General features: G+C 63.0%; 21 protein-coding genes and 1 pseudogene. 10 read left to right on the top strand and 12 right to left on the bottom strand.

Going from position 1 to position 20747, the window contains the following annotated elements; all coding sequences use genetic code 11:
- Window positions 1-185: 185 nt before the first annotated feature.
- Genes B6V74_RS17330 through glpD form a run of 7 tightly spaced genes read right to left on the bottom strand, consistent with a single transcriptional unit; the run spans window position 186 to window position 7723 of the window.
- Window positions 186-1916 (bottom strand): ABC transporter substrate-binding protein, encoded by a 1731-nt coding sequence (locus B6V74_RS17330; RefSeq protein WP_075777592.1) that lies wholly within the window; start codon window positions 1914-1916, stop codon window positions 186-188.
- 39 nt (window positions 1917-1955) lie between these two features.
- Window positions 1956-2228, bottom strand: a complete 273-nt coding sequence (locus B6V74_RS17335) for a DUF2160 domain-containing protein (RefSeq protein ID WP_075777591.1) — start codon at window positions 2226-2228, stop codon at window positions 1956-1958.
- A gap of 12 nt (window positions 2229-2240) precedes the next feature.
- The gene (locus tag B6V74_RS17340) at window positions 2241-3044 is read right to left on the bottom strand and encodes a carbohydrate ABC transporter permease (RefSeq protein ID WP_075777590.1); all 804 of its coding nucleotides are present in this window, start codon (window positions 3042-3044) and stop codon (window positions 2241-2243) included.
- Window positions 3044-3916 carry a sugar ABC transporter permease gene (locus B6V74_RS17345; protein WP_075777589.1) on the bottom strand — a complete coding sequence of 291 codons (873 nt, stop codon included), beginning with the start codon at window positions 3914-3916 and terminating at the stop codon, window positions 3044-3046. The genes B6V74_RS17340 and B6V74_RS17345 overlap by 1 nt, the downstream gene beginning before the upstream one ends.
- Entirely contained in the window at window positions 3916-5007 is a 1092-nt protein-coding gene (locus B6V74_RS17350) for an ABC transporter ATP-binding protein (protein WP_075777588.1), read from the bottom strand. The genes B6V74_RS17345 and B6V74_RS17350 overlap by 1 nt, the downstream gene beginning before the upstream one ends.
- An 11-nt stretch (window positions 5008-5018) precedes the next feature.
- On the bottom strand, window positions 5019-6113 hold the full coding sequence (locus tag B6V74_RS17355) for an ABC transporter ATP-binding protein (RefSeq protein ID WP_075777587.1): 1095 nt from the start codon (window positions 6111-6113) through the stop codon (window positions 5019-5021).
- Window positions 6110-7723 (bottom strand): glycerol-3-phosphate dehydrogenase, encoded by a 1614-nt coding sequence (gene glpD / locus B6V74_RS17360; RefSeq protein WP_088723533.1) that lies wholly within the window; start codon window positions 7721-7723, stop codon window positions 6110-6112. The genes B6V74_RS17355 and glpD overlap by 4 nt, the downstream gene beginning before the upstream one ends.
- 201 nt (window positions 7724-7924) lie before the next feature.
- Between glpD and B6V74_RS17365 the strand changes: the two genes are divergently transcribed.
- Complete coding sequence (locus B6V74_RS17365; RefSeq protein WP_088723534.1) at window positions 7925-8683, top strand: DeoR/GlpR family DNA-binding transcription regulator; 759 nt, start codon at window positions 7925-7927, stop codon at window positions 8681-8683.
- A 439-nt stretch (window positions 8684-9122) separates the two neighbouring features.
- Here the strand turns inward: B6V74_RS17365 and B6V74_RS19040 are convergent, their stop codons facing one another.
- Both B6V74_RS19040 and B6V74_RS19230 read right to left on the bottom strand, forming a co-directional pair.
- The gene (locus B6V74_RS19040) at window positions 9123-9284 is read right to left on the bottom strand and encodes a hypothetical protein (protein WP_157771540.1); all 162 of its coding nucleotides are present in this window, start codon (window positions 9282-9284) and stop codon (window positions 9123-9125) included.
- Window positions 9285-9637: 353 nt separating this feature from the next.
- A pseudogene (locus B6V74_RS19230) lies at window positions 9638-9682 on the bottom strand (hypothetical protein); the annotation flags it as partial.
- Between the two features lie 361 nt (window positions 9683-10043).
- On the opposite strand from B6V74_RS19230, the gene B6V74_RS19090 reads away from it, so the two are divergent.
- The 9 genes from B6V74_RS19090 to B6V74_RS17415 all read left to right on the top strand — a co-directional run bounded on the left by B6V74_RS19090 (window position 10044) and on the right by B6V74_RS17415 (window position 16582).
- On the top strand, window positions 10044-10679 hold the full coding sequence (locus B6V74_RS19090; protein WP_240497140.1) for a DUF982 domain-containing protein: 636 nt from the start codon (window positions 10044-10046) through the stop codon (window positions 10677-10679).
- A gap of 124 nt (window positions 10680-10803) precedes the next feature.
- On the top strand, window positions 10804-11451 hold the full coding sequence (locus tag B6V74_RS17380) for a lysophospholipid acyltransferase family protein (RefSeq protein WP_077701068.1): 648 nt from the start codon (window positions 10804-10806) through the stop codon (window positions 11449-11451).
- 293 nt (window positions 11452-11744) lie between these two features.
- Complete coding sequence (locus B6V74_RS17385) at window positions 11745-12086, top strand: cupredoxin domain-containing protein (protein WP_088723535.1); 342 nt, start codon at window positions 11745-11747, stop codon at window positions 12084-12086.
- A gap of 24 nt (window positions 12087-12110) precedes the next feature.
- Window positions 12111-12941 (top strand): FTR1 family protein, encoded by an 831-nt coding sequence (locus B6V74_RS17390; RefSeq protein WP_088720026.1) that lies wholly within the window; start codon window positions 12111-12113, stop codon window positions 12939-12941.
- A 101-nt stretch (window positions 12942-13042) separates the two neighbouring features.
- A complete protein-coding gene (locus B6V74_RS17395) occupies window positions 13043-13414 on the top strand; it encodes a hypothetical protein (protein WP_075777578.1) in 372 nt (123 codons plus the stop codon).
- A gap of 56 nt (window positions 13415-13470) precedes the next feature.
- Window positions 13471-13995 carry a sigma-70 family RNA polymerase sigma factor gene (locus B6V74_RS17400; RefSeq protein ID WP_233243071.1) on the top strand — a complete coding sequence of 175 codons (525 nt, stop codon included), beginning with the start codon at window positions 13471-13473 and terminating at the stop codon, window positions 13993-13995.
- The gene (locus B6V74_RS17405) at window positions 13992-14765 is read left to right on the top strand and encodes an anti-sigma factor (RefSeq protein WP_199224651.1); all 774 of its coding nucleotides are present in this window, start codon (window positions 13992-13994) and stop codon (window positions 14763-14765) included. Before B6V74_RS17400 ends, B6V74_RS17405 begins: the two co-directional genes overlap by 4 nt.
- Before the next feature lie 104 nt (window positions 14766-14869).
- Complete coding sequence (locus tag B6V74_RS17410; protein WP_075777576.1) at window positions 14870-15193, top strand: SHOCT domain-containing protein; 324 nt, start codon at window positions 14870-14872, stop codon at window positions 15191-15193.
- Window positions 15194-15262: 69 nt separating this feature from the next.
- Window positions 15263-16582: an MFS transporter gene (locus tag B6V74_RS17415; RefSeq protein WP_088723536.1), complete on the top strand. Its 1320-nt coding sequence runs from the start codon at window positions 15263-15265 to the stop codon at window positions 16580-16582.
- 3 nt (window positions 16583-16585) lie between these two features.
- Here B6V74_RS17415 and B6V74_RS17420 read toward each other — a convergent pair whose 3' ends face one another.
- The 3 genes from B6V74_RS17420 to B6V74_RS17430 all read right to left on the bottom strand — a co-directional run bounded on the left by B6V74_RS17420 (window position 16586) and on the right by B6V74_RS17430 (window position 20481).
- Window positions 16586-18229 carry an NAD(P)/FAD-dependent oxidoreductase gene (locus B6V74_RS17420; RefSeq protein ID WP_088723537.1) on the bottom strand — a complete coding sequence of 548 codons (1644 nt, stop codon included), beginning with the start codon at window positions 18227-18229 and terminating at the stop codon, window positions 16586-16588.
- 264 nt (window positions 18230-18493) lie between these two features.
- The gene (locus tag B6V74_RS17425) at window positions 18494-19108 is read right to left on the bottom strand and encodes a glutathione S-transferase (protein ID WP_088723538.1); all 615 of its coding nucleotides are present in this window, start codon (window positions 19106-19108) and stop codon (window positions 18494-18496) included.
- Entirely contained in the window at window positions 19105-20481 is a 1377-nt protein-coding gene (locus B6V74_RS17430; protein WP_088723539.1) for an NAD-dependent succinate-semialdehyde dehydrogenase, read from the bottom strand. Before B6V74_RS17430 ends, B6V74_RS17425 begins: the two co-directional genes overlap by 4 nt.
- Between the last annotated feature and the right edge of the window lie 266 nt (window positions 20482-20747).

Genomic DNA, 20747 nt, shown 5'->3' on the forward strand with positions numbered 1-20747 from the left:
GCTCGCCACCGGGCGCAGCGCGCCGTCAAAAACGATCGCCCGCGACGACGTGGTGCCTTGGTCGATTGCCAGAATATAGCTCGCCATCAATCCTACCGTTCTCTTTCTGGCGATGCCCTCTCCATCCAGGGCATGGCGAGAAAGAGAACGAGGCGATGCCGCGGCACCGCCTCGCCTCGTTTCAGTTATTCATTCCAGCTTTTCACGAGCTCGTCGTAATCGACGGTGATCGGCTTTTCGCTCTCGTTGTCCAGCTTCAGCTTGGGCGATTGCGAGCCATGCTCGACCGAATAGTTATGCCACCATTCGAGATCGTGCTTCTCGGCCATTTTCGGACCCTTGTCGCCTTGGACACCCGCACGCTCGAGACGCTCGAGCACCTTTTCCTGGGCTTCGCAGAGCGAGTCCATGGCTTCCTGCACGGTTTTCGCACCCGAGGACGCATCCCCGATATTCTGCCACCACAGCTGCGCCAGTTTCGGATAATCCGGCACGTTGGTGCCCGTAGGCGTCCACTGAACGCGGGCGGGCGAGCGATAGAATTCGATCAGACCGCCCAGGTCGGGCGCGCGATCGGTGAAGCTCTTGTCCTGAATCGTACTTTCACGAATGAAGGTCAGACCCACTTGGCTCTTCTTCACGTCGACGAGTTTGGACGTCACAAACTGAGCATAGAGCCACGCGGCCTGTGCCCGCTCGAGCGGAGTCGATTTCATCAGCGTCCACGAACCCACGTCCTGGTAGCCGAGCTTCATGCCCTTCTCCCAGTAGGCGCCATGCGGGGACGGTGCCATGCGCCATTTCGGCGTACCATCCTCGTTCACGACGGGCAGACCCTTCTTCACCATGTCGGCGGTGAAGGCCGTATACCAGAAGGCCTGCTGAGCGACCTCGCCCTGTGCCGGAACCGGACCTGCCTCGGAGAAGGTCATGCCTTCGGCAGACGGCGGAGCATAGTTCTTCAGCCAGTCGATATATTTCTGCACGGCGTAAACCGCCGCCGGACCGTTGGTCGCGCCGCCACGATCGACGCAGGAGCCGATCGGCTGATCCTGCTCGTTAACGCGGATGCCCCATTCGTCGACCGGCTTGCCGTTCGGCAGGCCCTTGTCGCCTTCGCCGGCCATCGACAGCCACGCATCGGTGAAGCGCCAACCGAGCGAGGGATCCTTCTTGCCATAGTCCATGTTGCCATAGACCTTCTTCGGACCGCCGATATAGGACATGTCGCGCCCGGTGAAGAACTTGGCGATATCCTCGTAGGCCGACCAGTTCACGGGCACGCCGAGATCGTAGCCGTATTCGTCCTTGAAGTCCTTCTTGGTCTTCTCGTCGTTGAACCAGTCGTAGCGGAACCAGTAGAGGTTCGCGAATTGCTGGTCGGGCAGCTGGTAGAGCTTGCCGTCCGGCCCGGTGGTGAAGCTGAGGCCGATGAAATCCTCGAGGTCGAAATAGGGATCGGTGACCGCTTTGCCGTCGCCTTCCATCCAATCGGTCAGATCGCGGACCTGACCATAGCGCCAGTGCGTCCCGATGAAATCGGAGTCGTTGACATAGGCGTCGTAGATATTCTCGCCCGTCTGCATCTGGGTCTGGATCTTCTCGACGACGTCGCCTTCCTGAATCACGTCATGGATCACCTTGATCCCGGTGATCTTCTCGAACCACGGCGCGAGCGTCTTCGACTCGTAGGCGTGGGTCGTGAGCGATTCCGAGACCACGTGGATCTCCATGCCCTGATAGGGCTTCGCCGCGTCGACGAACCATTGCAGTTCCTTTTCGGCATCGGCTTGCGACAGTGTCGTCATGTCGCCGATTTCCTGCTCGAGGAACTGCTTGCCCGCCTCCATGTCGGCCAAGGCTGGTGACGCGACCATTAGCGCAAGCGCCATCGCGGTAGTTAAACGCAGTCTCATAGTTTCTCCTCCCTGAGTTTTTGCGTTGTTTGTCTTGGATCAGACCCAGCGGAACACGGCCGCCGCCCAGACGAAGCTAAGGATCAGCCCGCCCCAGACCGGCGCTCCCGCCATGCCCAGCCAGATCAGATTGATGAAAGCCGCCCCGAGCAGGCTGATGAACAGCCGGTCGCCCCGGGTCGTCTCGATACGAAGGATGCCGACGCGCGGCGTCTCGGGACGTTTGACCCCGATCACGGTGAAGATCACCAACAAGAGCGCAATCACCGCGAAGAATAATGCGGTCGGCCATGTCCATGCCATCCAGCTCATAGTGCTACCTCCTCAGACGCGGCCCAGGGCGAAGCCCTTGGCGATGTAGTTGCGCACGAAATAGATCACGAGCGCCCCGGGAATGATGGTGAGAACCCCAGCGGCTGCGAGCAGCCCCCAATCCACCCCCGAAGCGGAGACGGTACGGGTCATGGTCGCCCCAATCGGCTTGGCCGCGACCGATGTCAGCGTGCGCGACAGCAGCAGCTCGACCCAGGAGAACATGAAACAGAAGAAGGCCGCGACCCCGATGCCGGATGCGATAAGCGGCATGAAGATCTTGATGAAGAAACGCCCGAAGGAATAGCCGTCGATATAGGCGGTCTCGTCGATCTCCTTCGGAACCCCGCGCATGAAGCCTTCGAGAATCCAGACTGCGAGGGGCACGTTGAACAGCGTGTGCGCCAGCGCCACCGCGATATGCGTGTCGAACAGCCCGATCGAGGAATAAAGCTGGAAGAACGGCAGGGCGAAAACCGCGGGCGGCGCCATCCGGTTCGTCAGCAACCAGAAGAACAGGTGTTTGTCGCCCATGAAGTTGTAGCGCGAGAACGCGTAGGCGGCAGGCAGCGCGACGGTGATCGAAATCACCGTGTTCTGGACCACGTAGATGAGCGAATTGACATAGCCCATGTACCAGCTCGGATCGGTGAAGATCTTGACGTAGTTTGCGAAAGTCAGATCGTGCGGCCAGAGCGAAAAGCTCGACAGGATCTCCTCGTTGGTCTTCAGGCTCATGTTCAGAAGCCAGTAGATCGGGATCATCAGGAACAGCAGGTAAAGCGCCATGACGATCGGTTGTGATTTCAGTCGCATCACTTGCCCTCCGACTTCTCGATATTGGTCATCACCGTGTAGAAGGCCCAGCTCACCAACAGGATCACGAGGAAATACATCAGCGAGTAGGCCGCGGCGGGACCGAGGTCGAACTGCCCCAGCGCCATCTTCACGAGGTCGATCGACAGGAAGGTGGTGGAGTTGCCGGGGCCGCCGCCGGTGACGACGAAGGGTTCGGTGTAAATCTTGAAACTGTCCATGAAGCGCAGCAGGATCGCGATGGTCAGCACGCCCTGCATCTTCGGTAGCTCGATGTAGCGGAAGATCTTCCAGCGGCTCGCCTGATCGATCTTGGCCGCCTGGTAGTAGGCGTCCGGAATGGATTGCAGCCCGGCATAGGCCAGAAGCGCGACCAGCGACGTCCAGTGCCAGACATCCATCACAACGATGGTGATCCAGGCATCGCGGACATTTGCGGTGTAGTTGTAGTCGATCCCCATCGCGTCGAGCGAATATCCCAGGAGACCGATATCCACGCGCCCGAAAATCTGCCAGATCGTGCCGACCACGTTGAACGGGATCAGCAACGGCAGCGCCATCGTCACCAGGCAGAACGAGGCCCAGGCGCCACGCTTGGGCATGTTGAGCGCAACGAACACCCCGAGCGGCACCTCGATCGCGAGGATGATCGCCGAGAACATCGTCTGCCGCCCGAGCGCGTTCCACATGCGATCCGAATGCAGCATCTCATCGAACCATTCGAGCCCGGCCCAGAAGAAGACGTTGTTTCCGAACGTGTCCTGAACCGAATAATTAACCACCGTCATCAGTGGGATCACCGCCGAGAAGGCGACCAGCAACAGGACCGGCAGAACCAGCCACCAAGCGCGGTTATTCTGTGTCTTTTCCATCAGCTTGCCTCCCCGATCGGTGCGACGCGCCAATTGTCGGCGTAAATGTTGATCTGTTCGGGTGCGAGGATCAGCCGGTTCGCATCTGCGGGCACCGGCGCCCCCTCGGGCACGGAGATATTCAGCTCCGTCCCGGCAGCCCGGGCCCGGACGATCCGGTGGCGTCCGACATCCTCGACGCGCTCGATCTGCACCGGCAGACCATCTCCCTCATCCGAGAGCGCACAGAATTCCGGACGGATGCCAAGCTGGACGCGACCTTCCAATGGCCCATTCGAATAGGCCGCGCCCAGCGGGATCTCGTAGCCGTCGATGACGGCCCGCGATCCCGACACCTTGGCCTCTAGGAAATTCATTCCGGGAGAGCCAATGAAGTAACCCACGAATGTATGCGCGGGCCGCTCGAACAATTCCTTCGGCGTTCCCATCTGCACGACCCGGCCTTCGGACATCACGACCACCTTGTCGGCGAAGGTCAGCGCCTCTGTCTGGTCATGGGTGACGTAGATCATCGTGTGCCCGAACTCGCGATGAAGCGCTTTCAGCTGCGTACGGAGTTCGAACTTCATATGCGGGTCGATGACGGTCAGCGGCTCGTCGAAGAGGATCGCATTGACGTCCTCGCGCACCATGCCGCGCCCGAGGCTGATCTTCTGCTTGGCGTCCGCTGTCAGGCCGCGTGCCTTGCGCGAAAGCACCTCCTCCATCCCGATCATCGCGGCGATCTGGTCGACCCGCGCCTTGATGTAATCGGCTCTCATGCCGCGATTTTTCAGGGGAAAGGCTAGGTTGTCGCGCACCGTCATCGTGTCGTAGACGACGGGAAACTGGAACACCTGAGCGATATTTCGTTCCGCCGTCGCTGCGTGGGTGACGTCCTTTCCGTCGAAAAGGATCCGTCCCTGCGAAGGTTGCAGCAGTCCCGAGATGATGTTGAGAAGTGTAGATTTTCCGCAGCCCGAGGATCCCAGAAGCGCATAGGCGCCGCCGTCGTCCCAGATATGATCGAAGGGTTTGAGCGCCCAGTCATCCTCCGAACTCGGATCGGGCAGATAACTATGCGCAAGATTGTTCAAAGTGATTTGTGCCATTGTCTTCCCCCTCAAGCCGCCTGCGCATATGCGGCCGGAACCGCCAGAGATCCGTCCTCGGAGAACAGGTAAATCCGATCGGTATCTACCGCGATCACCACTTCGTCCCCCGTGCCGAGGTCATAGACGCCAGGGATCAAGGCGACCCAGGACTGGTCGCCGTGACGCAGATGCAGATAAGTCTCCGATCCCGTCACCTCGGTGCCGGTCAGCTGGCAGCGGAATTCGAGCGCGTTGCCATCCCCGCCCTCGCGCGCCAGGTGGACGTGATTGGGCCGGAAGCCGGCGATGTAGCGCCCTGCCTCGAGCTGCGCGAAACCGCCGTCGGCCGGCCAGCGCGCCTCTCCGCCGAAAACGAGACGGTGACCGTCGCGCGCGACGTCGACGAAATTCATCGGCGGATCCGAGAAGACCCGCGCCGTAATCTGGTCGCGCGGCTGGCGGTAGACCTCGGCGGTCGGGCCGAACTGCGTGATCCGCCCCTCCCAGAGCGTCGCGGTATTGCCACCGAGCAGCAGTGCCTCTTCCGGCTCGGTCGTGGCGTAGACGAAGATCGCGCCGGAAGCTTCGAAGATTTTCGGAATTTCGACACGCAACTCCTCGCGGAGCTTGTAGTCGAGATTGGCCAGCGGTTCGTCGAGCAGCACGAGCCCCGCGCCTTTTACGAGCGCCCGCGCCAGCGCGCAGCGTTGCTGCTGGCCGCCCGACAGCTCCAGCGGTTTGCGCTCGAGCATCGGCGTCAGCTTCATCATCTCGGCGGTCTCGCGTACGCGCCGGTCGATCTCGGAGGCCTCGCGCTTCTGCAGTCGCAGCGGCGAGGCGATGTTGTCGTAGACACTCATCGCCGGGTAGTTGATGAATTGCTGGTAGACCATCGCCACCTTACGGTCCTGCACCCGCGCGCCGGTGACGTCCTCGCCTTCCCAGAAGACTCGGCCGGCGCTCGGCTCATCGAGCCCCGCCATAAGCCGCATCAGCGACGTCTTGCCCGCCAGCGTCGGCCCGAGAAGCACGTTCATCGTGCCCTTCTGCAAGACGAGATCGGTCGGGTGGATATGGGTCCGCCCATCGACTACTCGCTCGACGCCTTTCAACTCCAGTGTCATGCCTGCCCCCTCATTCCGCTACCCGCGCCCTGCTGATCCGCAAGTCGTGCTTTCGTGTATTCGGCCAATGTTTCGATCTCGGATGCGCTCAGACGGAGCCCGAGCTTGGTCCGGCGCCAGATGATATCGTCGGCGGTCTGCGCCCATTCCTTCTTCATCAGCCAGTCGACCTCGGCAGCACGGAGCGTCGCGCCGAAATCCTGTCCGAGATTCTCTGCCGATTTCGCATCGCCAAGGATTTCGCGCGCATCGAGCCCGTAATGACGCAGCATCCGCTCCGCCCATGCCGTATCCAGGAACGGATACTCGCGCATGAGTTCGCCAAGAATTCGATCGGTGTCGGTCGGCGCGAACTCTCCGCCCGGCAAGGATGCGCGCGCAGTCCATTCCCCGGACATATCCGGGAAATAAGGCGCGAGCTTTGCCAGCGCGCCTTCGGCCAAGCGGCGATAGGTCGTGATCTTTCCACCGAACACGTTGAGCAGCGGAAGCCCCGCCTGATCGTCCAGCGAGAGCACGTAGTCGCGCGTCGCCGCCGTCGCCGAAGACGCCCCGTCATTATAGAGCGGCCGCACGCCCGAATAGGTCCAGACGATGTCGTCCCGGGTCACTGGCGTCTTGAAATAATTCGACACGAAGGCGCAGAGATAATCTTTCTCGGCGTCGGTGCAGACGGCTTCGCCCGGCGGCCCCTGATGATCCTGATCCGTGGTACCGATAAGCGTGAAATCCTGCTCGTAGGGGATCGCGAAACAAATCCGGCCATCCTCGCCCTGGAAGAAATAGCAGCGGTCATGGTCGTAGAGCTTGCGCGTGACGATATGGCTTCCACGGACCAAGCGGATCGACTCCCGCGTGTTGATCCGCACCGTGTTGGTGATCACGTTCTCGACCCAGGGCCCCCCGGCATTCACCAGCGCGCGGGCGTAGTGTTCGCGACGCCCTTCCCTGCCTTCGGTGGTGACATGCCAAACCCCGTCGCGCCGCTCGGCAGCGACGACCTTCGTGCGGGTCAGGATCGTGGCGCCGCGCGCCTCCGCATCCCGGGCGTTCAAGACGACCAGACGCGCATCCTGAACCCAGCAATCCGAATACTCGTAGGCAAGACGGAACCGCTCTTGCAGCGGTCGACCCGCCTCGTCCTCGGAAAGATCGAGAGTTTTCGTTCCGGGAAGCAGATTGCGCCCGCCAAGATGGTCGTAAAGAAAAAGGCCCAGCCGAATGAGCCAGGCCGGGCGGCGCCCTTTCATCCAGGGCATGATCCGCGAGAGCAGACGCGACGTGGGCGTGTCGCTCTCGAAACGCATGTCGGCGCTGTAGGGCAGCACGAAACGCATCGGCCAGCTGATATGGGGCATGGCGTTCAGGAGTACTTCGCGTTCGCGCAACGCCTCGCGCACCAGCCTGAATTCGAAAAACTCGAGATAGCGCAAGCCACCATGGAACAATTTGGTCGACGAAGACGAGGTCGCCTGCGCGAGATCGCCCATTTCCGCAAGCGTAACCGATAGTCCGCGCCCCGCAGCGTCCCGGGCGATACCGCACCCGTTGATGCCGCCGCCGATCACGAAAAGATCGGTCACCCGGTCGTTATTTTCGAAAGCTGGCACAGACGATCCTCCCTCGCTGCGCCTACAAACGTGAGCGATTCGTTACTTTCTGTCAAAAGTTTTTTCGTTTTTGATCGTTTTGCGGCGTTTTTCTGGATTTTCGCGGGTAATAGCGCGATCCCGCAAATCGCGCGAAGCGCCCGGGCGACACGGGCGTGACACGGGCGTGAAGCTGTGGCAGGGGACTTCCAAGGAGGCCGCATGGCGCTAAATTTTCGACAGAACGAAATTCTCGAAATCGCGCGCAGCGACGGGCGTGTCGTGGTCGAAACGCTGGCCGAGCATTTCAATGTTTCGCTGCAGACGATCCGTCGCGATTTGTCGGAGCTATCCGACGCAGGACATCTCGACCGCGTTCATGGTGGCGCCGTCATCCGGAAGGGCGTCGTCAATTTCGATTACGAAGAACGGCGCCGGATGGGTGCGGATGCGAAAGCGGCCATCGGTCGGGCCTGCGCCAAGGAGATCCCCGATAACAGCTCGATAATCCTTAACCTCGGCACCACGACCGAGGCTGTGGCGCGCGAACTCTGCCATCATTCGAACATTACCGTTGTCACGAATAACAGCAATGTCGCCAATACCTTACTGACGAACGAGAGTTGCGAGATCATGGTGGCGGGCGGCAACCTGCGTCGGTCGGATGGCGGGCTGGTCGGCGATCTGACGGCCGATTTCATGAGTCAGTTCAAAGTGGATTTCGCGGTGATCGGCGTCTCGGCACTCGATGACGAGGGCGATTTGCTCGACTACGATCTCGCCGAAGTCCGCGTCAGCCGGACAATCATACGCCAGGCACGCAAGGTCTTCTTGGTCACCGACAGTTCGAAACTGACGCGCTCCGCTCCGGTGCGGCTCGCCTCGCTCGAAGAGATCGACACGATCTTTACAGACGCGCCGCTCTCCGATGCGCTGACCAAGCGCTGCGCGGAATGGAACACCAAAATCGTCGTCGTCTAAGGGCCGCGCTGAACGCTCCTGAGCAGAAGCACCGCCTGCGGAAAGAACCCGCGTTCGTGTAGACGGACATTCCCTCGATTGAGCAGATCTTCGTCCCGGATCTTTTCGCAAACTGGCGCACGGATATAGCGGGATCGTGCCAGAGAACTTGAGCCGCGCAATCCGTCAATTGAAGCCCTAATGCGTCGAAATCGAATGGAGCGGCATGACGATCACCGTTGCGCAAAGTCATTGCGCTTTCGCCAAGCCCGCGCGGCTGATCGACGATCCCTGTTCCTGAAGATCATCGATACCGTCTTCGAAAAAGCAAAGCGGCAGGAGCTTCCCCCTGCCGCTCCACCTCCCGGCAAGTCGTGTGGCGAACGCCGACCGGTTCACACGGAACCTCACATCGCTCAGCCATCTTGCCGGGACCTCCGGTCCTGTGTTGCAGGAAAGATCATTCCTGAACGCCGCGCGGCAAGGCGCTGCGCGTATCGTCACTCTTCTCTTCGGACAGCCCCCGGAAGAAGTGATGCCAAGCGAGGGCGGCATGGCCCTTATTGTTCGCAAGCTCGGTGGTCTGGGGTTTCCTGCCCGCAGGCATTTTTTCGACAGCCATGTTCGGCCCTCCATTTTATCCCGGAGAAATACTCGGGGAACTCCTCTGGGTGACCGGAGTCTCCGGTCAAATTCGCGGCCTCTCCTCGCGAGAAGGCGGCGTTGCGGCGCGTCCGTCGATCCGTGGCAATCGGGCCGCGCGTATGCGTGCGGTCGGAGCCGCTTTTTCTCGGCATTGTCCTCACGGATGAGCCGCACTGCAGCGTCCGTCTTTTCCGGAGCGGTGGTCGGGCGGGCTGGCGCCCGTCGCGACCGGTATCGATTTCGTAAGTCCCGGCTTGCCCGTGATGGAGCTGCGAGAGGCCCGCGCTTCAGAGCCGAGATATGAACGAAAATACCCCGTCCGCCGGTCTTCGCTTCGATAAAGCCGAAGCCTATTGTCCGGTTGAACCGTCTCACGATGCCATTGGCCGTCGTGACGCCTCTTCACGCAGAGGCCGTCCGCAGAATGCGACAGCCAGACTCAGCCGCTTCGACGAGGCAGACTGTAGCCAAGAAGATAGACAGGTTGCAGAAGGGAATAACGTTGCTCGTCATACTTACGCGACGCTGGCTCTTTTTGCAAAGCAAATAGGGGGCATGCCCCGGCCCTCATCTCTCGACCTTTCAGGGCAGGGAATTATATCCTGCACAATCAAACCGTTGCGCAAAAACTCCGACGCGTTCGGGCAATTGCCTCGTAATTCGGGGGCAAATCGCTTATGTGTAAATTCGAAAATCTTAATTCTCGGACCCTGTTCCTCCCGGCTCAGCGACGATCTTGAGCTTTGTCGGGCCGCAGCTTGTCAAAGGCGGCATCAAGGAAAAGGAGCCTCACATCGGCCAATCGTGGCGTGACGCCGTTCGAGCAGACCAACCCCTCAGCCACCATATCGAGCTGACCTTGGTCGCCACCGCTATTTCCGCCCCTCGCGACCGCCGGGAGAGCTTCGCGTACCGAAGGGGCCGGATCGTGACCTTCGCGCATCGAAGCCGACACGTCATGATCCGCTCGGAATGCGAGACCAGCGCGCCAACGCGCGCCAACCCAATTCACCGCGTAGCGCCGGCTTCGCCCGCCTATGCCTCCGTGATCGCGCGACCGTTGAAATCGGTGCTGTCACGGACACTTAGAAAGATACGAACCTTGATCGAAATTTACTGGGGCAAACCCATCTCCCTCGTCGTGTCGCCGAAAGGCGACGTCAAGTCCTTCAGCACCATCGAACAGGTGCATTACTGGTTGCGCAAGAAATGGCCGGTCAGCGACCTCGCGCAGAGCCGCGCGATTGACCGCGTCGAAGCGGCAATGGAGTGTCTGGGCACCGTGGCCGACGCGCGCAGCGCCTTCCTTGGTGCCGCAACCACTGCCGGATTCTTGCCATTGGAAACCTTGGATCATTCGATTGCAGCCTGATCAAACACCACATACGGCGCCGCGGGCGCGACAGGATCGGGAGAGATCGGCGCCTCGGCTGGAAGGCCTGCGCTCGAAGCTCTTCGACGCGCTCTTCGGTACGTGGACTGCACTGCAAGCCCCGATGATCCCGGTCCTCGCGCTGGCTCGGCGACCGCGGCTCGTGCGCGCCGCGGTCCGGTTCTGGACCGGCGGGGTCTTCGCGCTCGCACGCGGGGTTCTCAGGTTGCGCGTGCAGGAGCAAGGGCTCGAGAACAAGCATCTCGACAGCCCTTGCATCTACGTCTGCAACCACCAATCCACCTGGGAGACGCTGGCCTTCAACCGGCTCGTGCCCGATGTCTGCGTCATCGCGAAACACGAGTTGCGGCGTATCCCGATCTTCGGATGGTACCTCGAACATTCGCCGATGATCCTGATCGACCGCAGCGCGGGCGGACGCGCCCTCGCCGGGATGATCACTCAGGCGCGCGAAGAGGCCGCCAAGGGCCGCTCGATCCTGATCTTTCCAGAAGGGACGCGGGTCGGCGTGGACGATCGCTGCGAGTTCCAGCCCGGCCTTATCGCGCTTTATCGCAAGCTCGGCCTGCCGATCGTCCCCGTCGCGCATAATGCCGGCCATGTCTGGCGCAAAGACGCGAAGACCGGCGGCACCATCACTGTGGCCTACTTCCCGGCGATCCCCCCCGGCCTCCCCGCGGCAGAGGTCAGCGCGCAGGTCGAAGCGCTTCTCAACGTCGAGAAGGACCGCCTACCCCCCGCGCGACCCTGAACGAATACGCTAAATGTGTCCTGCGTTTCTTGCGTGGGACCGGCCTCTCCCTTGGCGCCCGCGAAGAGCGGGCCTCACAATGAGAGGCCCGTATTCTTGAAATGAAGAATACAAAAACGCATCGCGGCGCCTATGGCCGATGGTCTGTCATCGGCTGCCCGCGAACAGAAGAGCCAGACGGCTCAGCGCCCATCCGCTGTCCCGAGTCAAAAACCATAGCATTTTAATCGGGAATTCTTGACCCAAGTGTTTTTGTCGGTTATTCGAGCACCGAACAGACAAGCAGGAACATCATGACTCGCATTTCACGCATTCTCCCCGCGCTTTTCGTGCTCGCCTGCGCGCCGGCGCTGGCCGTGGCGGACGAAACAACCCCGACGATTACCCTGACCGACGGGGTCGTCTCGCCGCAGCAGATCGACCTTCCCGCGAATACCGCCGTGACGCTGACCGTCTCGAATACCGGCAAGACCGCAGCCGAGTTCGAGAGCAAGCGCCTGCGGATCGAGAAGATCATCGCGCCGGGTCAGACCGCGACGATCGAACTGCGGGCGCTGCCGGCGGGCAGCTATCCCTTCGTCGAGGAATTCCACGAGGATCAAGACACCGCCAAGGGCACGATCGTCGTCAAGTAACGCACCAACCCACGAGAGAATGTCATGGACGGACAGATCATCTTCATCCTGTGGCGTGAGAGCGTCGAGGCGCTTCTCGTCATCGGCATTCTCGCGGGATGGCTCGCACATGAAGGCGCCGGGCGACGCGCGGCGCGCTTCCTCTGGGGTGGCGTTCTGACCGGGCTGGCGCTGGCGCTGGCCTTCGCGCTGACGCTGCTGGGCTTCTCGAAACTGCTGTCGACCGAGGTCCGTCAGGACCTGATGACGGTGATGGTCTTCGTAGCCGCCGGGCTGATCGTGCAGATGGTGGTCTGGATGCGCGGCCACGGCCGTACGCTGAAACGCGATCTCGAGGCCGGGCTGAAGGCCGCCGCGATACGTCAGGGCTGGTGGGCGGTTTTCCTACTCGCGATGGCGGCGGTAGCGCGCGAGGGCTCGGAAACGGTAGTCTTCCTCTACGGCTCGCTCGCCGCGGCGAAGCAGAGCGAGATGACCGGCGTTCTCGCCTCGATCGCGGTCGGTGTGGCCGCGGCCGGAGCGACTTATGCGCTGCTGCGGGCCGGCGCGAAGTTCCTGCCGTGGCGCGGCTTCTTCCGTGTGTCCGAGGTGATGCTGCTCCTGCTGGGCGCTGCGCTCTTCACCACCGGCGTGGATGATCTCGTCTCGGCGGGCATCCTGCCCTTCGGCGCGCCGCTCTGGGACATGAGCGCGCTGCTCGATGACGGGGGCCGTCTTGGCGGGCTGATCTCGGCGCTGACCGGCTATCGCGCCGCGCCGGACGCCGCGACGCTGGGCGGCTGGATCGTCTACTGGGCGTCGGTCGCAGGTATCCTGCGCTGGCAGAGCCGCAGCTTACAAGCCCGTCTGGCCTGAGGCCCATCCTTACAATTCGCATTTTTTTGCCCCGGCCGGGATTATTCCCGCGCCGGGGTCGTCTTCTTCCCTACAGGACCCAAACCCGAGAGGAGAGGAAGATGAAACGTTTTCTGCTGACCACTGCAGTTTTGCTGGCCGCGAGCATTGCGCAAGCCGATCCCGCCAGTGTCACCGACACCGCCAAGGGGCCGACGCTCGTCGATTCCGCGGGCATGACGCTCTATACCTTCGCCAAGGACAGTGAGGGGATGTCCGCCTGCACCGGGCCCTGCGCCACGAACTGGCCGCCGCTGATGGCCACCGCCGAAGATCAGGCGATGGGCGACTGGAGCGTGATCACCCGCGACGACGGCACGAAGCAATGGGCTTACAAGGGCCAACCACTGTATACTTGGAAGAATGACACGAAGCCGGGCGACGTAACCGGTGACGGCGTCGCCAACGGCGCGTGGAAAGTCGCTCAGCCCTGACGCAATCCCCGGGCGGTATCGCATTGACGCCGCCCGGTCGAACAAGGCCCACCCATGTGACCCGTCGCACCCGCCACCTGATCGAGGCGCAGATTCCCGCGCTGCGCCGCTTCGCCTTCGCGCTGACCCGTGAGCGCGACGCGGCGGACGATCTTGTGCAGGACTGTCTCGCGCGGGCGCTGACGCGCTGGCACCTGCTGCGTTCGGAAGACCAGTTGCGGGCCTGGCTGTTTCGCATCCTGCGGAACCTTTACCACGATGCGCATCGCCGTCGCATCCGCCGCCCCGAGGGCGGGGCGCTCGATCCCGACGGGCTCGCTGGGCGCGATGCGGATGCCGAAACGGTCGTCTTTCTCGGCGACGTGTTCAGTGCGCTCGCTCGCCTGCCGATCGAGCAGCAGGAGGTACTTCTCTTGGTCGGAGTCGAGGATTTCAGCTACGAGGCGGTCGCCCGGATTCTTGGCCTGCCCAAGGGTACGGTAATGTCGCGCCTCGCCCGGGGACGCGAGGCGCTGCGCGAGATGACTGGCCATGACCGCCCCGATCGCACGCGCCACCCCCATCTGCGGAGGCTCAAATGACCGATCCCCATGCAGATCCCATCATGCGAAACGAGGCGGAGGTGCACGCCTATCTCGATGGCCGGCTCGCTCCCAAAGATCGCGCCCGGATGCAGGCCAAGCTCGCGGCGGATCCGGCCCTGGCGCAGCGGCTGTCCGCGATGCGCGCCGATCGCGACGCGCTGCGCGCAGCCCTCGCGCCGGTCCACGCCGCGCCTATCCCTGCGCGGCTGCGCCTCGCTGCGCCCGTGGGGGCAGGCTGGGTTCCAAGGGTAGCGGCGGCTATCGCGCTCTTCGCAGCGGGGCTTGGCGCCGGTTGGGGACTGGCGCGGCAGGGCGGCGGATCCCCCCGCGCTCCGCTGACCGAACTCGCCCGCGAGGCGCAGGTCGCCCACGCGGTCTATTCGGTGGAGGTCGTCCACCCGGTCGAGGTCGCAGCGCAGGAGCGCGCGCACCTGATGGCGTGGTTGTCGAAACGGCTCGACCGCAAGCTGGTCGCCCCGGACCTGTCGGCGCAGGGCTACACACTGGTGGGCGGACGCCTGTTGCCTGCCGATCAGGGTCCCGCCGCGCAGCTGATGTATGAAACCCAAGCAGGCGCGCGCCTGACGCTCTATGTCACCGCGCTTTCCACTGGAGAGACCGCATTTCGCCTGACCGAAGGGGATGGTGTCGCGAGTCTCGTCTGGGTCGACGGCGGCTACGGCTTCGCCCTCTCCGCGCCGCTGAGCAGCGCTGCACTCTGGCCGATGGCCAAGGCCGCCTACCGACAGCTCGCCTTCACCGGATGAACGAACCGTGCGCAAGGGACCGTCCGAGCGCGCCGTTGATCTGCCTCAATGTCGCGAACTCGTCAGAGGTGTATCGAGGCGGAAACGAACCCGTGGAGGTGATTATGACGAAACTTTCTCTTTTCACTGCATTTCTCGCACCCCTTGCCCCGGCCGTGGCTTTCGCCGACGCCCCGAGCGGCTATGGAGAGGGATATTATGGTCATCCCATGATGTGGGGCGACGGTTACGGCTTCTTCGGTGTCGGCATGATGGTGGTATTCTGGGGGGTACTCATTCTCCTTGCCGTACTTGCCGTGCGCTGGTTCACGGAACGCGGACCGGGCCGGAGCCAGAACACCGCGCTCGACATTCTCAAGGAACGTCTCGCGAAGGGGGAAATCGACCCCGAGGAATATCAGGCCCGCCGTAAGGCGCTCGAAGAATGACCGGGCTGCGCGCGGGGATCGCGACGGATCGCATGGAACGCAGGACCGTTTCACGCTATTCCTGAGCCCATGCTCGCCATCCTCGCTGACAGAACTTATCGCCATCTCTTCGCCGCGCAGATCGTAGCGCTTCTGGGCACCGGGCTCGCCACGGTTGCGCTCGGGCTGCTGGCCTATGATCTGGCGGGGGACAAAGCGGGGATGGTGCTGGGCACGGTCTTCACGATCAAGATGGTCGCCTATGTCGGGATCGCGCCGGTGGCAGGCGCCTTCGCCGACAGGGTAAACCGACGGGCGCTTCTGGTCACGCTCGACCTCGTCCGGGCCTTCGCGGCGCTGGCGCTGCCGTTCGTGACCGAGGTCTGGCAAGTCTATGTGCTGATCTTCCTTCTCCAATCGGCCTCCGCCGCCTTCACCCCGACATTTCAGGCGACGCTGCCGGATGTGCTGCCGGAAGAAGAGCGCTACACCCGCGCGCTGTCGCTGTCGCGCCTGGCCTACGACCTCGAGAATATCGTCAGCCCAACGCTCGCCGGGCTGCTCCTGGCGGTGATGAGCTATAACAGCCTGTTTCTCGGCACGGTCGCGGGGTTTGCGGGCTCGGCCATGCTGGTGGTGTCGGTGATCCTGCCGAGCCCGCAGGCAGCAACCCGGCGCGGCATCTATGACCGGACCACACGCGGCATCCGGATCTATCTTGCGACGCCACGGCTGCGGGGACTTCTGGCGGTAAATCTCGCCGCCGCTGCGGCGGGTGCTATGGTGCTGGTGAACTCGGTTGTGCTGGTACGCGGCGGGCTCCACCTGTCGGACAGCGATCTGGCCTGGACGATGTTCGCCTTTGGGGCGGGGTCGATGCTGGCGGCCCTCGGCCTGCCCCATATCCTTGAAAGCATAGCGGACCGCCCGGTGATGCTGTCGGGCGCAGGCGTGATGATCGGCGCGCTTCTCGGCCTTGCCTTGGCAATCTCGACGGTCGGGCTGAGCTGGCCCCTGCTTCTCGCAGCATGGCTGGCGACGGGCTTGGGCTATTCGGCCGTGCTCACTCCGTCGGGCCGATTGCTGCGACGCTCCGCGCATCCCGAGGACCGCCCGGCCCTCTTTGCGGCGCAATTCGCGCTGAGCCATGCCTGCTGGCTGGTGACCTATCCGCTCTCCGGCTGGCTGATGACGGAGTTCGGCGCGGTCCCGGCATTGCTCGGTCTCTCGGGCGTGGCGATGCTCGGGCTGGCCGTCGCGCTGCGCGTCTGGCCCTCCGGCGATCCGGTCTCGCTGGAGCATCGCCACGACAATCTCGCGCCGGATCACCCGCATCTGCAGGGCCAACGCACTCATCGCCATCCGCTGGTGATCGACGACCTCCACCCGCATTGGGGCAACCGGTTCTGAGGCTCAATCGGCCAGCTTGATCGGCCCGCGCTCGGGATAGAGATCGCCGGGTCCGGGGTTTTCCTCGGGGCTGCGTCCGCCGAGATGCGTCATGATCCCCCACACCGCATTGAGCGATGTCTGCACCGCGCCCTCGACCCAGGCGGGAGTCCAGCTGACACCGTCCCCGGCGAGGAAGACGCCCCTCTGGCTCGCCGTCATGCCTTGTTGCATGAAGTGGCCGTAAATGCGGTGGTTGTAGCGGTAGTGACCCGGCAGCGCGCCCTTGAAAGCCCCGAGGAAGTTTTCGTCCGCCTCCCAGCTCACGCAGATCGGCTGGCCGCGGATATGCGAGGCAATGTCGACGCCGGGGTAGATTTTGCCAAGCGCCTGCAGAGACAGCTCGACCCGGCGTTCCGCACTGAGCGGCAGCACCTTGAGCGCGTCGCTCATCCAGGCGTAGCTGAGGCAGATCACGCCGGGGCGGTCGGGCCCGTTATCAAAGAAATAGGTGCCGCGCGTCAGCCTGTCGGTCAGCGTCATCGACATCAGCGGTTCGCCGGTTTCCGGGTCGATGTCGTTCCAGAACGGCCGGTCGACCATGACGAAGGTCTTCGCGGCCTGCATGTAGCGGGTCCGGTCAAGCGCCATCCACATCTTCTGATCGAACAGGTCCTCTTCGGTCTCGATCGCCGTCGTCAGCAAGTGCGTCTGGCACGTCGCGAGCACCGCGGCATAGTCGTCCTCGTTGCCCCACTGGTCGCGCAGCCGGATCATCTCTCCGGCGCGGCTCAGCGCGGTCGCCCGGCTGCGCGTCGCGCCGCCATGCAGGCTCGCGAGCGTCGTACCCTCGGGCCAATGCGCGCAGGCCGGCGCCGCGTTCCACAGGCGATGCAGGACAGACTCCACCCCTCCCACGATATAGCGCTGGTCATCGTCGAGCCCGAGCAGATTTACCCGCAGGATCTCCAGCATCGAGTTCGGGAAGTCCGAATCCCAGCCGCCGGTGCCGAACCCGACCTGACCGAAAATCTCACGATGCGAGAAATCGAGCTTTTGGAACGCCTCCGAATGGGCAACGAAATCGTAGAAGGTGCGCTCGTCCCAATCTTTGACAAGCGGATCCCAGATCGCCTTGATCGCGGCCACATCCTTGGCGCGCACCGCGGCTTGCAGGTCGGGGAAGGCCGCCTGACTGCGCAGCGCTTCGTCATAGGCTTGCGCGATCTGGTGGAACCCCTCGGGCAGGTCGTCGAGGCTGCGTGCGAAATGCCGTTCGCCTTCAAGCTCGATGACGGTCGATCCGGCGGCGGGCGTCAGCGGGTTCGGAAAGGGGCGGCTCTCGCATCCGACAAGATCGACGTAATGGTAGAACCCCCGCGAGGACACGGGAAAGCGCATCCCGCCAAGCTCCGCGACGACCCCGTCCGTCCCTTCGAAGCTCTGCGAACGCAACCGCCCGCCGAATTGCGAGGACTCGTAGACCACTGGCCGCAGACCGAGCTTCATCAATTCGTAGGCCGCGATGACCCCGGCCGCCCCGGCGCCGATGATGGCGACCGGCGCGCCCAGCACATCCTTGGGCAGCGTACCGAGACCCGCGGGGTGACTGATCCAGTCCTCGTAGGAAAAGGGAAAATCCGGGCCGAAGGCTGTCAGTTCCTGCATCGCTGTCTCCTGTTGCGCCAATCCTCACCGTCGCCGACCGCAGCGGTAGAGAACACCTCCACGAGAATATCGGCCTATGCAAGCGAGTAGCAGTTTTTCCGCCGCCCTTGCGAGGGCTTCTCGGGGCAGACCTTCAACATCCCGAGATCGGTCGTGCGCGCTCAACCCGGATCGCAGTGTTGCGCCCCGGCACAAGATGAAGGGCAGCGCGAGAGGCGTCGCGCTGCCCTATTTCGCATGAGTGGATCGGGGCTGCCCGGAGTGTCAGCCGGGCGGTGCCATTGGGCCTGCGGCCTTGACGGCGGCGACATAGCCGGGCTGCGCCTGCAGGGCGCTCCAGTAGGCGCCGACCTTGGGATGCTCTCCCAGCAGATCGAGCCGCGCCAGCAAGGCGATGACATAGGACATCTGGATATCGGCCAGCATTGCCCTCTCGCCGAAGAGCATTGGCCCGGTACCGATCGTCCGCCCGATGAAATTGAGATGAGAATTGAGCGCCGCCTGCGCCTCTGCGGGCACCGGCTTGCCCCGGAAGGCGGGCAGGACCGCCCGCAGCGCAACCTCGGCAAACGAGCTTTCGACATAATCCAGCAGTTCTTCGTGCTGCCAGAATTCCGGCGTACCACGCGGCGGCGTATGGGTCTCGTCACCGTATTTCGCGACGAGGTAACGCAGGATCGTCGCGGATTCCGCGAGTATCCGGTTGCCGTCCTCGATAACCGGCGACTTGCCCAGCGGGTGAACCCGCGACAGGGCCTCCGGCGCGCGAAAATTCTCGGTGCGCTGATAATCGACCCGGTGGCAGGGCTCGCCCAGATCGGCGAGCAGCCACAGCACCCGGGTCGCGCGGGAATAGTGCAGGGCGTGAAGGGTGATCATGGCAGGAACACCGCTTTTGCGTTGACGAATTCCTTCATGCCGAAGCCGCCATGCTCGCGGCCGTAGCCCGAATCCTTGACGCCTCCGAAGGGCATGTTCGGATCGGCAGTCCCGAAAGAGTTGATCCTCACCATCCCGGTGTCGAAGTGATCGCGAGCGAGCTTGAGCGCACGCTCTTCGTCCTTGCTGAAGATCCCGCCGCCAAGGCCATATCGGCTGTCATTGGCGATGCGCATCGCGTCCTCGTCATCCTTGGCGCGGATCACCGCTGCGACGGGGCCGAATATCTCGTCGTCATAGGCGGGCATCCCGGGAGCCACATCGACCAGCACCGTCGCGGGGTAGTAGGCGCCGGTGATATCCGGGGCCTCGCCGCCGCAAAGCGCCTTCGCCCCTTTGGCGAGGCTCTGTTCCACCTGCTCCTTGACCATCGCGAACTGGTCGTCGCTCGAAAGCGGACCAAGCTGGACGTCGTCCTTAGTGGGATCGCCCATCTTGATCGACTTCATCTGCTCCACGAAGGCCTCGACGAACGCGTCATAGACCTTGTCCGCGACGATGAACCGTTTCGCCGAGACGCAGGTTTCGCCGTTATTGTACAGCCGCCCCATCACGGAGAATTTCACCGCCGTTTCGATATCGGCATCTTCCAGCACGAGGTAGGCATCGTTCGAGCCCAGCTCCAGCACGGTCTTCTTCAGTGACTTCGAGGCGACGCTTCCGACGTGGCGGCCCGCGTCGTCGCTACCGGTCAGGGTCACACCGCGCACCTTGGGATGCGCGATCAATTTGTCGCTGGTGTCGTGGTCGATCAAAATGACCTGGAAGAGGTCCTCGGGCAGCCCTGCCTCGATACACAAGTCGCGCAGGCGCAGGCCCGAGCCGGTGCAGATACTGGCATGTTTGAGTACGCAGGCATTGCCCGCCATCAGGTTCGCCGCGAGCACCCGGATCGGCTGGTAAAGCGGGAAGTTCCACGGCTGGATCGAGTAGATCACGCCGATCGGCTGGTAGGTCACGACACCGCGCGATCCCTCTGTGCCGTGGGTACGCTCCTCGTCGGCCAGCGCGTCGGGGCCAGTCTTCGCGGTATAGTCGAGGATCGCGGCACAGATCTCGACCTCGGCCTTGCCGTCCTTCAGCAGCTTGCCGGTCTCGCGCGTCATCAGCGCTGCCAGCTCATCCGCGTTCTCGCGGAGCTTTTCTGCGATCTTGGTCAAGTAGGGCGCGCGCTCGGCGGGCGTCCGCGTGCGCCAATCCATAAAGGCGGAATGCGCGGCCTCGACCTTCTCGAAGGCCTCGGCCTCGCTCATCAGAGGATAGGTCTTGATCGTCTCGCCCGTTGCGGGGTTGGTGGTGGTGATCGTTGACATGGGGACTCCTTCGATTTCAAAGGGGCCAACTTTCGCCGCGGGCAGGAGTTCCAGCGCCCCTCGCGGAAGCGCAGGCTTTCGCGGGCCTCACCGGTCAAATCCCCCCGCACAGATGTGCGGGCCACCGATATGCGCCAGTCGCTCGCGGCGATGCCGGACACGCGAACCGACAAGACGTCGCGTCGCACGCGGTCGCCGCGCGGGCGCCCCGCTCTATCTGGCAAGGCAAGCGCGGACGGTGCGGGCGCAATCTCCCGGAGCTCCGT

This window comes from Thioclava sp. F42-5 (assembly GCF_002213195.1).
Taxonomy (GTDB): Bacteria; Pseudomonadota; Alphaproteobacteria; order Rhodobacterales; family Rhodobacteraceae; genus Thioclava; species Thioclava nitratireducens.

Excerpts from the sequence above, each read along its gene's own strand:
- B6V74_RS17330 (WP_075777592.1), bottom strand. The coding sequence starts at position 1,916 with ATGAGACTGCGTTTAACTACCGCGATGGCGCTTGCGCTAATGGTCGCG.
- B6V74_RS17335 (WP_075777591.1), bottom strand. The coding sequence starts at position 2,228 with ATGAGCTGGATGGCATGGACATGGCCGACCGCATTATTCTTCGCGGTG.
- B6V74_RS17340 (WP_075777590.1), bottom strand. The coding sequence starts at position 3,044 with ATGCGACTGAAATCACAACCGATCGTCATGGCGCTTTACCTGCTGTTC.
- B6V74_RS17345 (WP_075777589.1), bottom strand. The coding sequence starts at position 3,916 with ATGGAAAAGACACAGAATAACCGCGCTTGGTGGCTGGTTCTGCCGGTC.
- B6V74_RS17350 (WP_075777588.1), bottom strand. The coding sequence starts at position 5,007 with ATGGCACAAATCACTTTGAACAATCTTGCGCATAGTTATCTGCCCGAT.
- B6V74_RS17355 (WP_075777587.1), bottom strand. The coding sequence starts at position 6,113 with ATGACACTGGAGTTGAAAGGCGTCGAGCGAGTAGTCGATGGGCGGACC.
- B6V74_RS17365 (WP_088723534.1), top strand. The coding sequence starts at position 7,925 with ATGGCGCTAAATTTTCGACAGAACGAAATTCTCGAAATCGCGCGCAGC.
- B6V74_RS19040 (WP_157771540.1), bottom strand. The coding sequence starts at position 9,284 with ATGGCTGTCGAAAAAATGCCTGCGGGCAGGAAACCCCAGACCACCGAG.
- B6V74_RS17380 (WP_077701068.1), top strand. The coding sequence starts at position 10,804 with ATGATCCCGGTCCTCGCGCTGGCTCGGCGACCGCGGCTCGTGCGCGCC.
- B6V74_RS17385 (WP_088723535.1), top strand. The coding sequence starts at position 11,745 with ATGACTCGCATTTCACGCATTCTCCCCGCGCTTTTCGTGCTCGCCTGC.
- B6V74_RS17390 (WP_088720026.1), top strand. The coding sequence starts at position 12,111 with ATGGACGGACAGATCATCTTCATCCTGTGGCGTGAGAGCGTCGAGGCG.
- B6V74_RS17395 (WP_075777578.1), top strand. The coding sequence starts at position 13,043 with ATGAAACGTTTTCTGCTGACCACTGCAGTTTTGCTGGCCGCGAGCATT.
- B6V74_RS17405 (WP_199224651.1), top strand. The coding sequence starts at position 13,992 with ATGACCGATCCCCATGCAGATCCCATCATGCGAAACGAGGCGGAGGTG.
- B6V74_RS17410 (WP_075777576.1), top strand. The coding sequence starts at position 14,870 with ATGACGAAACTTTCTCTTTTCACTGCATTTCTCGCACCCCTTGCCCCG.
- B6V74_RS17415 (WP_088723536.1), top strand. The coding sequence starts at position 15,263 with ATGCTCGCCATCCTCGCTGACAGAACTTATCGCCATCTCTTCGCCGCG.
- B6V74_RS17420 (WP_088723537.1), bottom strand. The coding sequence starts at position 18,229 with ATGCAGGAACTGACAGCCTTCGGCCCGGATTTTCCCTTTTCCTACGAG.
- B6V74_RS17425 (WP_088723538.1), bottom strand. The coding sequence starts at position 19,108 with ATGATCACCCTTCACGCCCTGCACTATTCCCGCGCGACCCGGGTGCTG.
- B6V74_RS17430 (WP_088723539.1), bottom strand. The coding sequence starts at position 20,481 with ATGTCAACGATCACCACCACCAACCCCGCAACGGGCGAGACGATCAAG.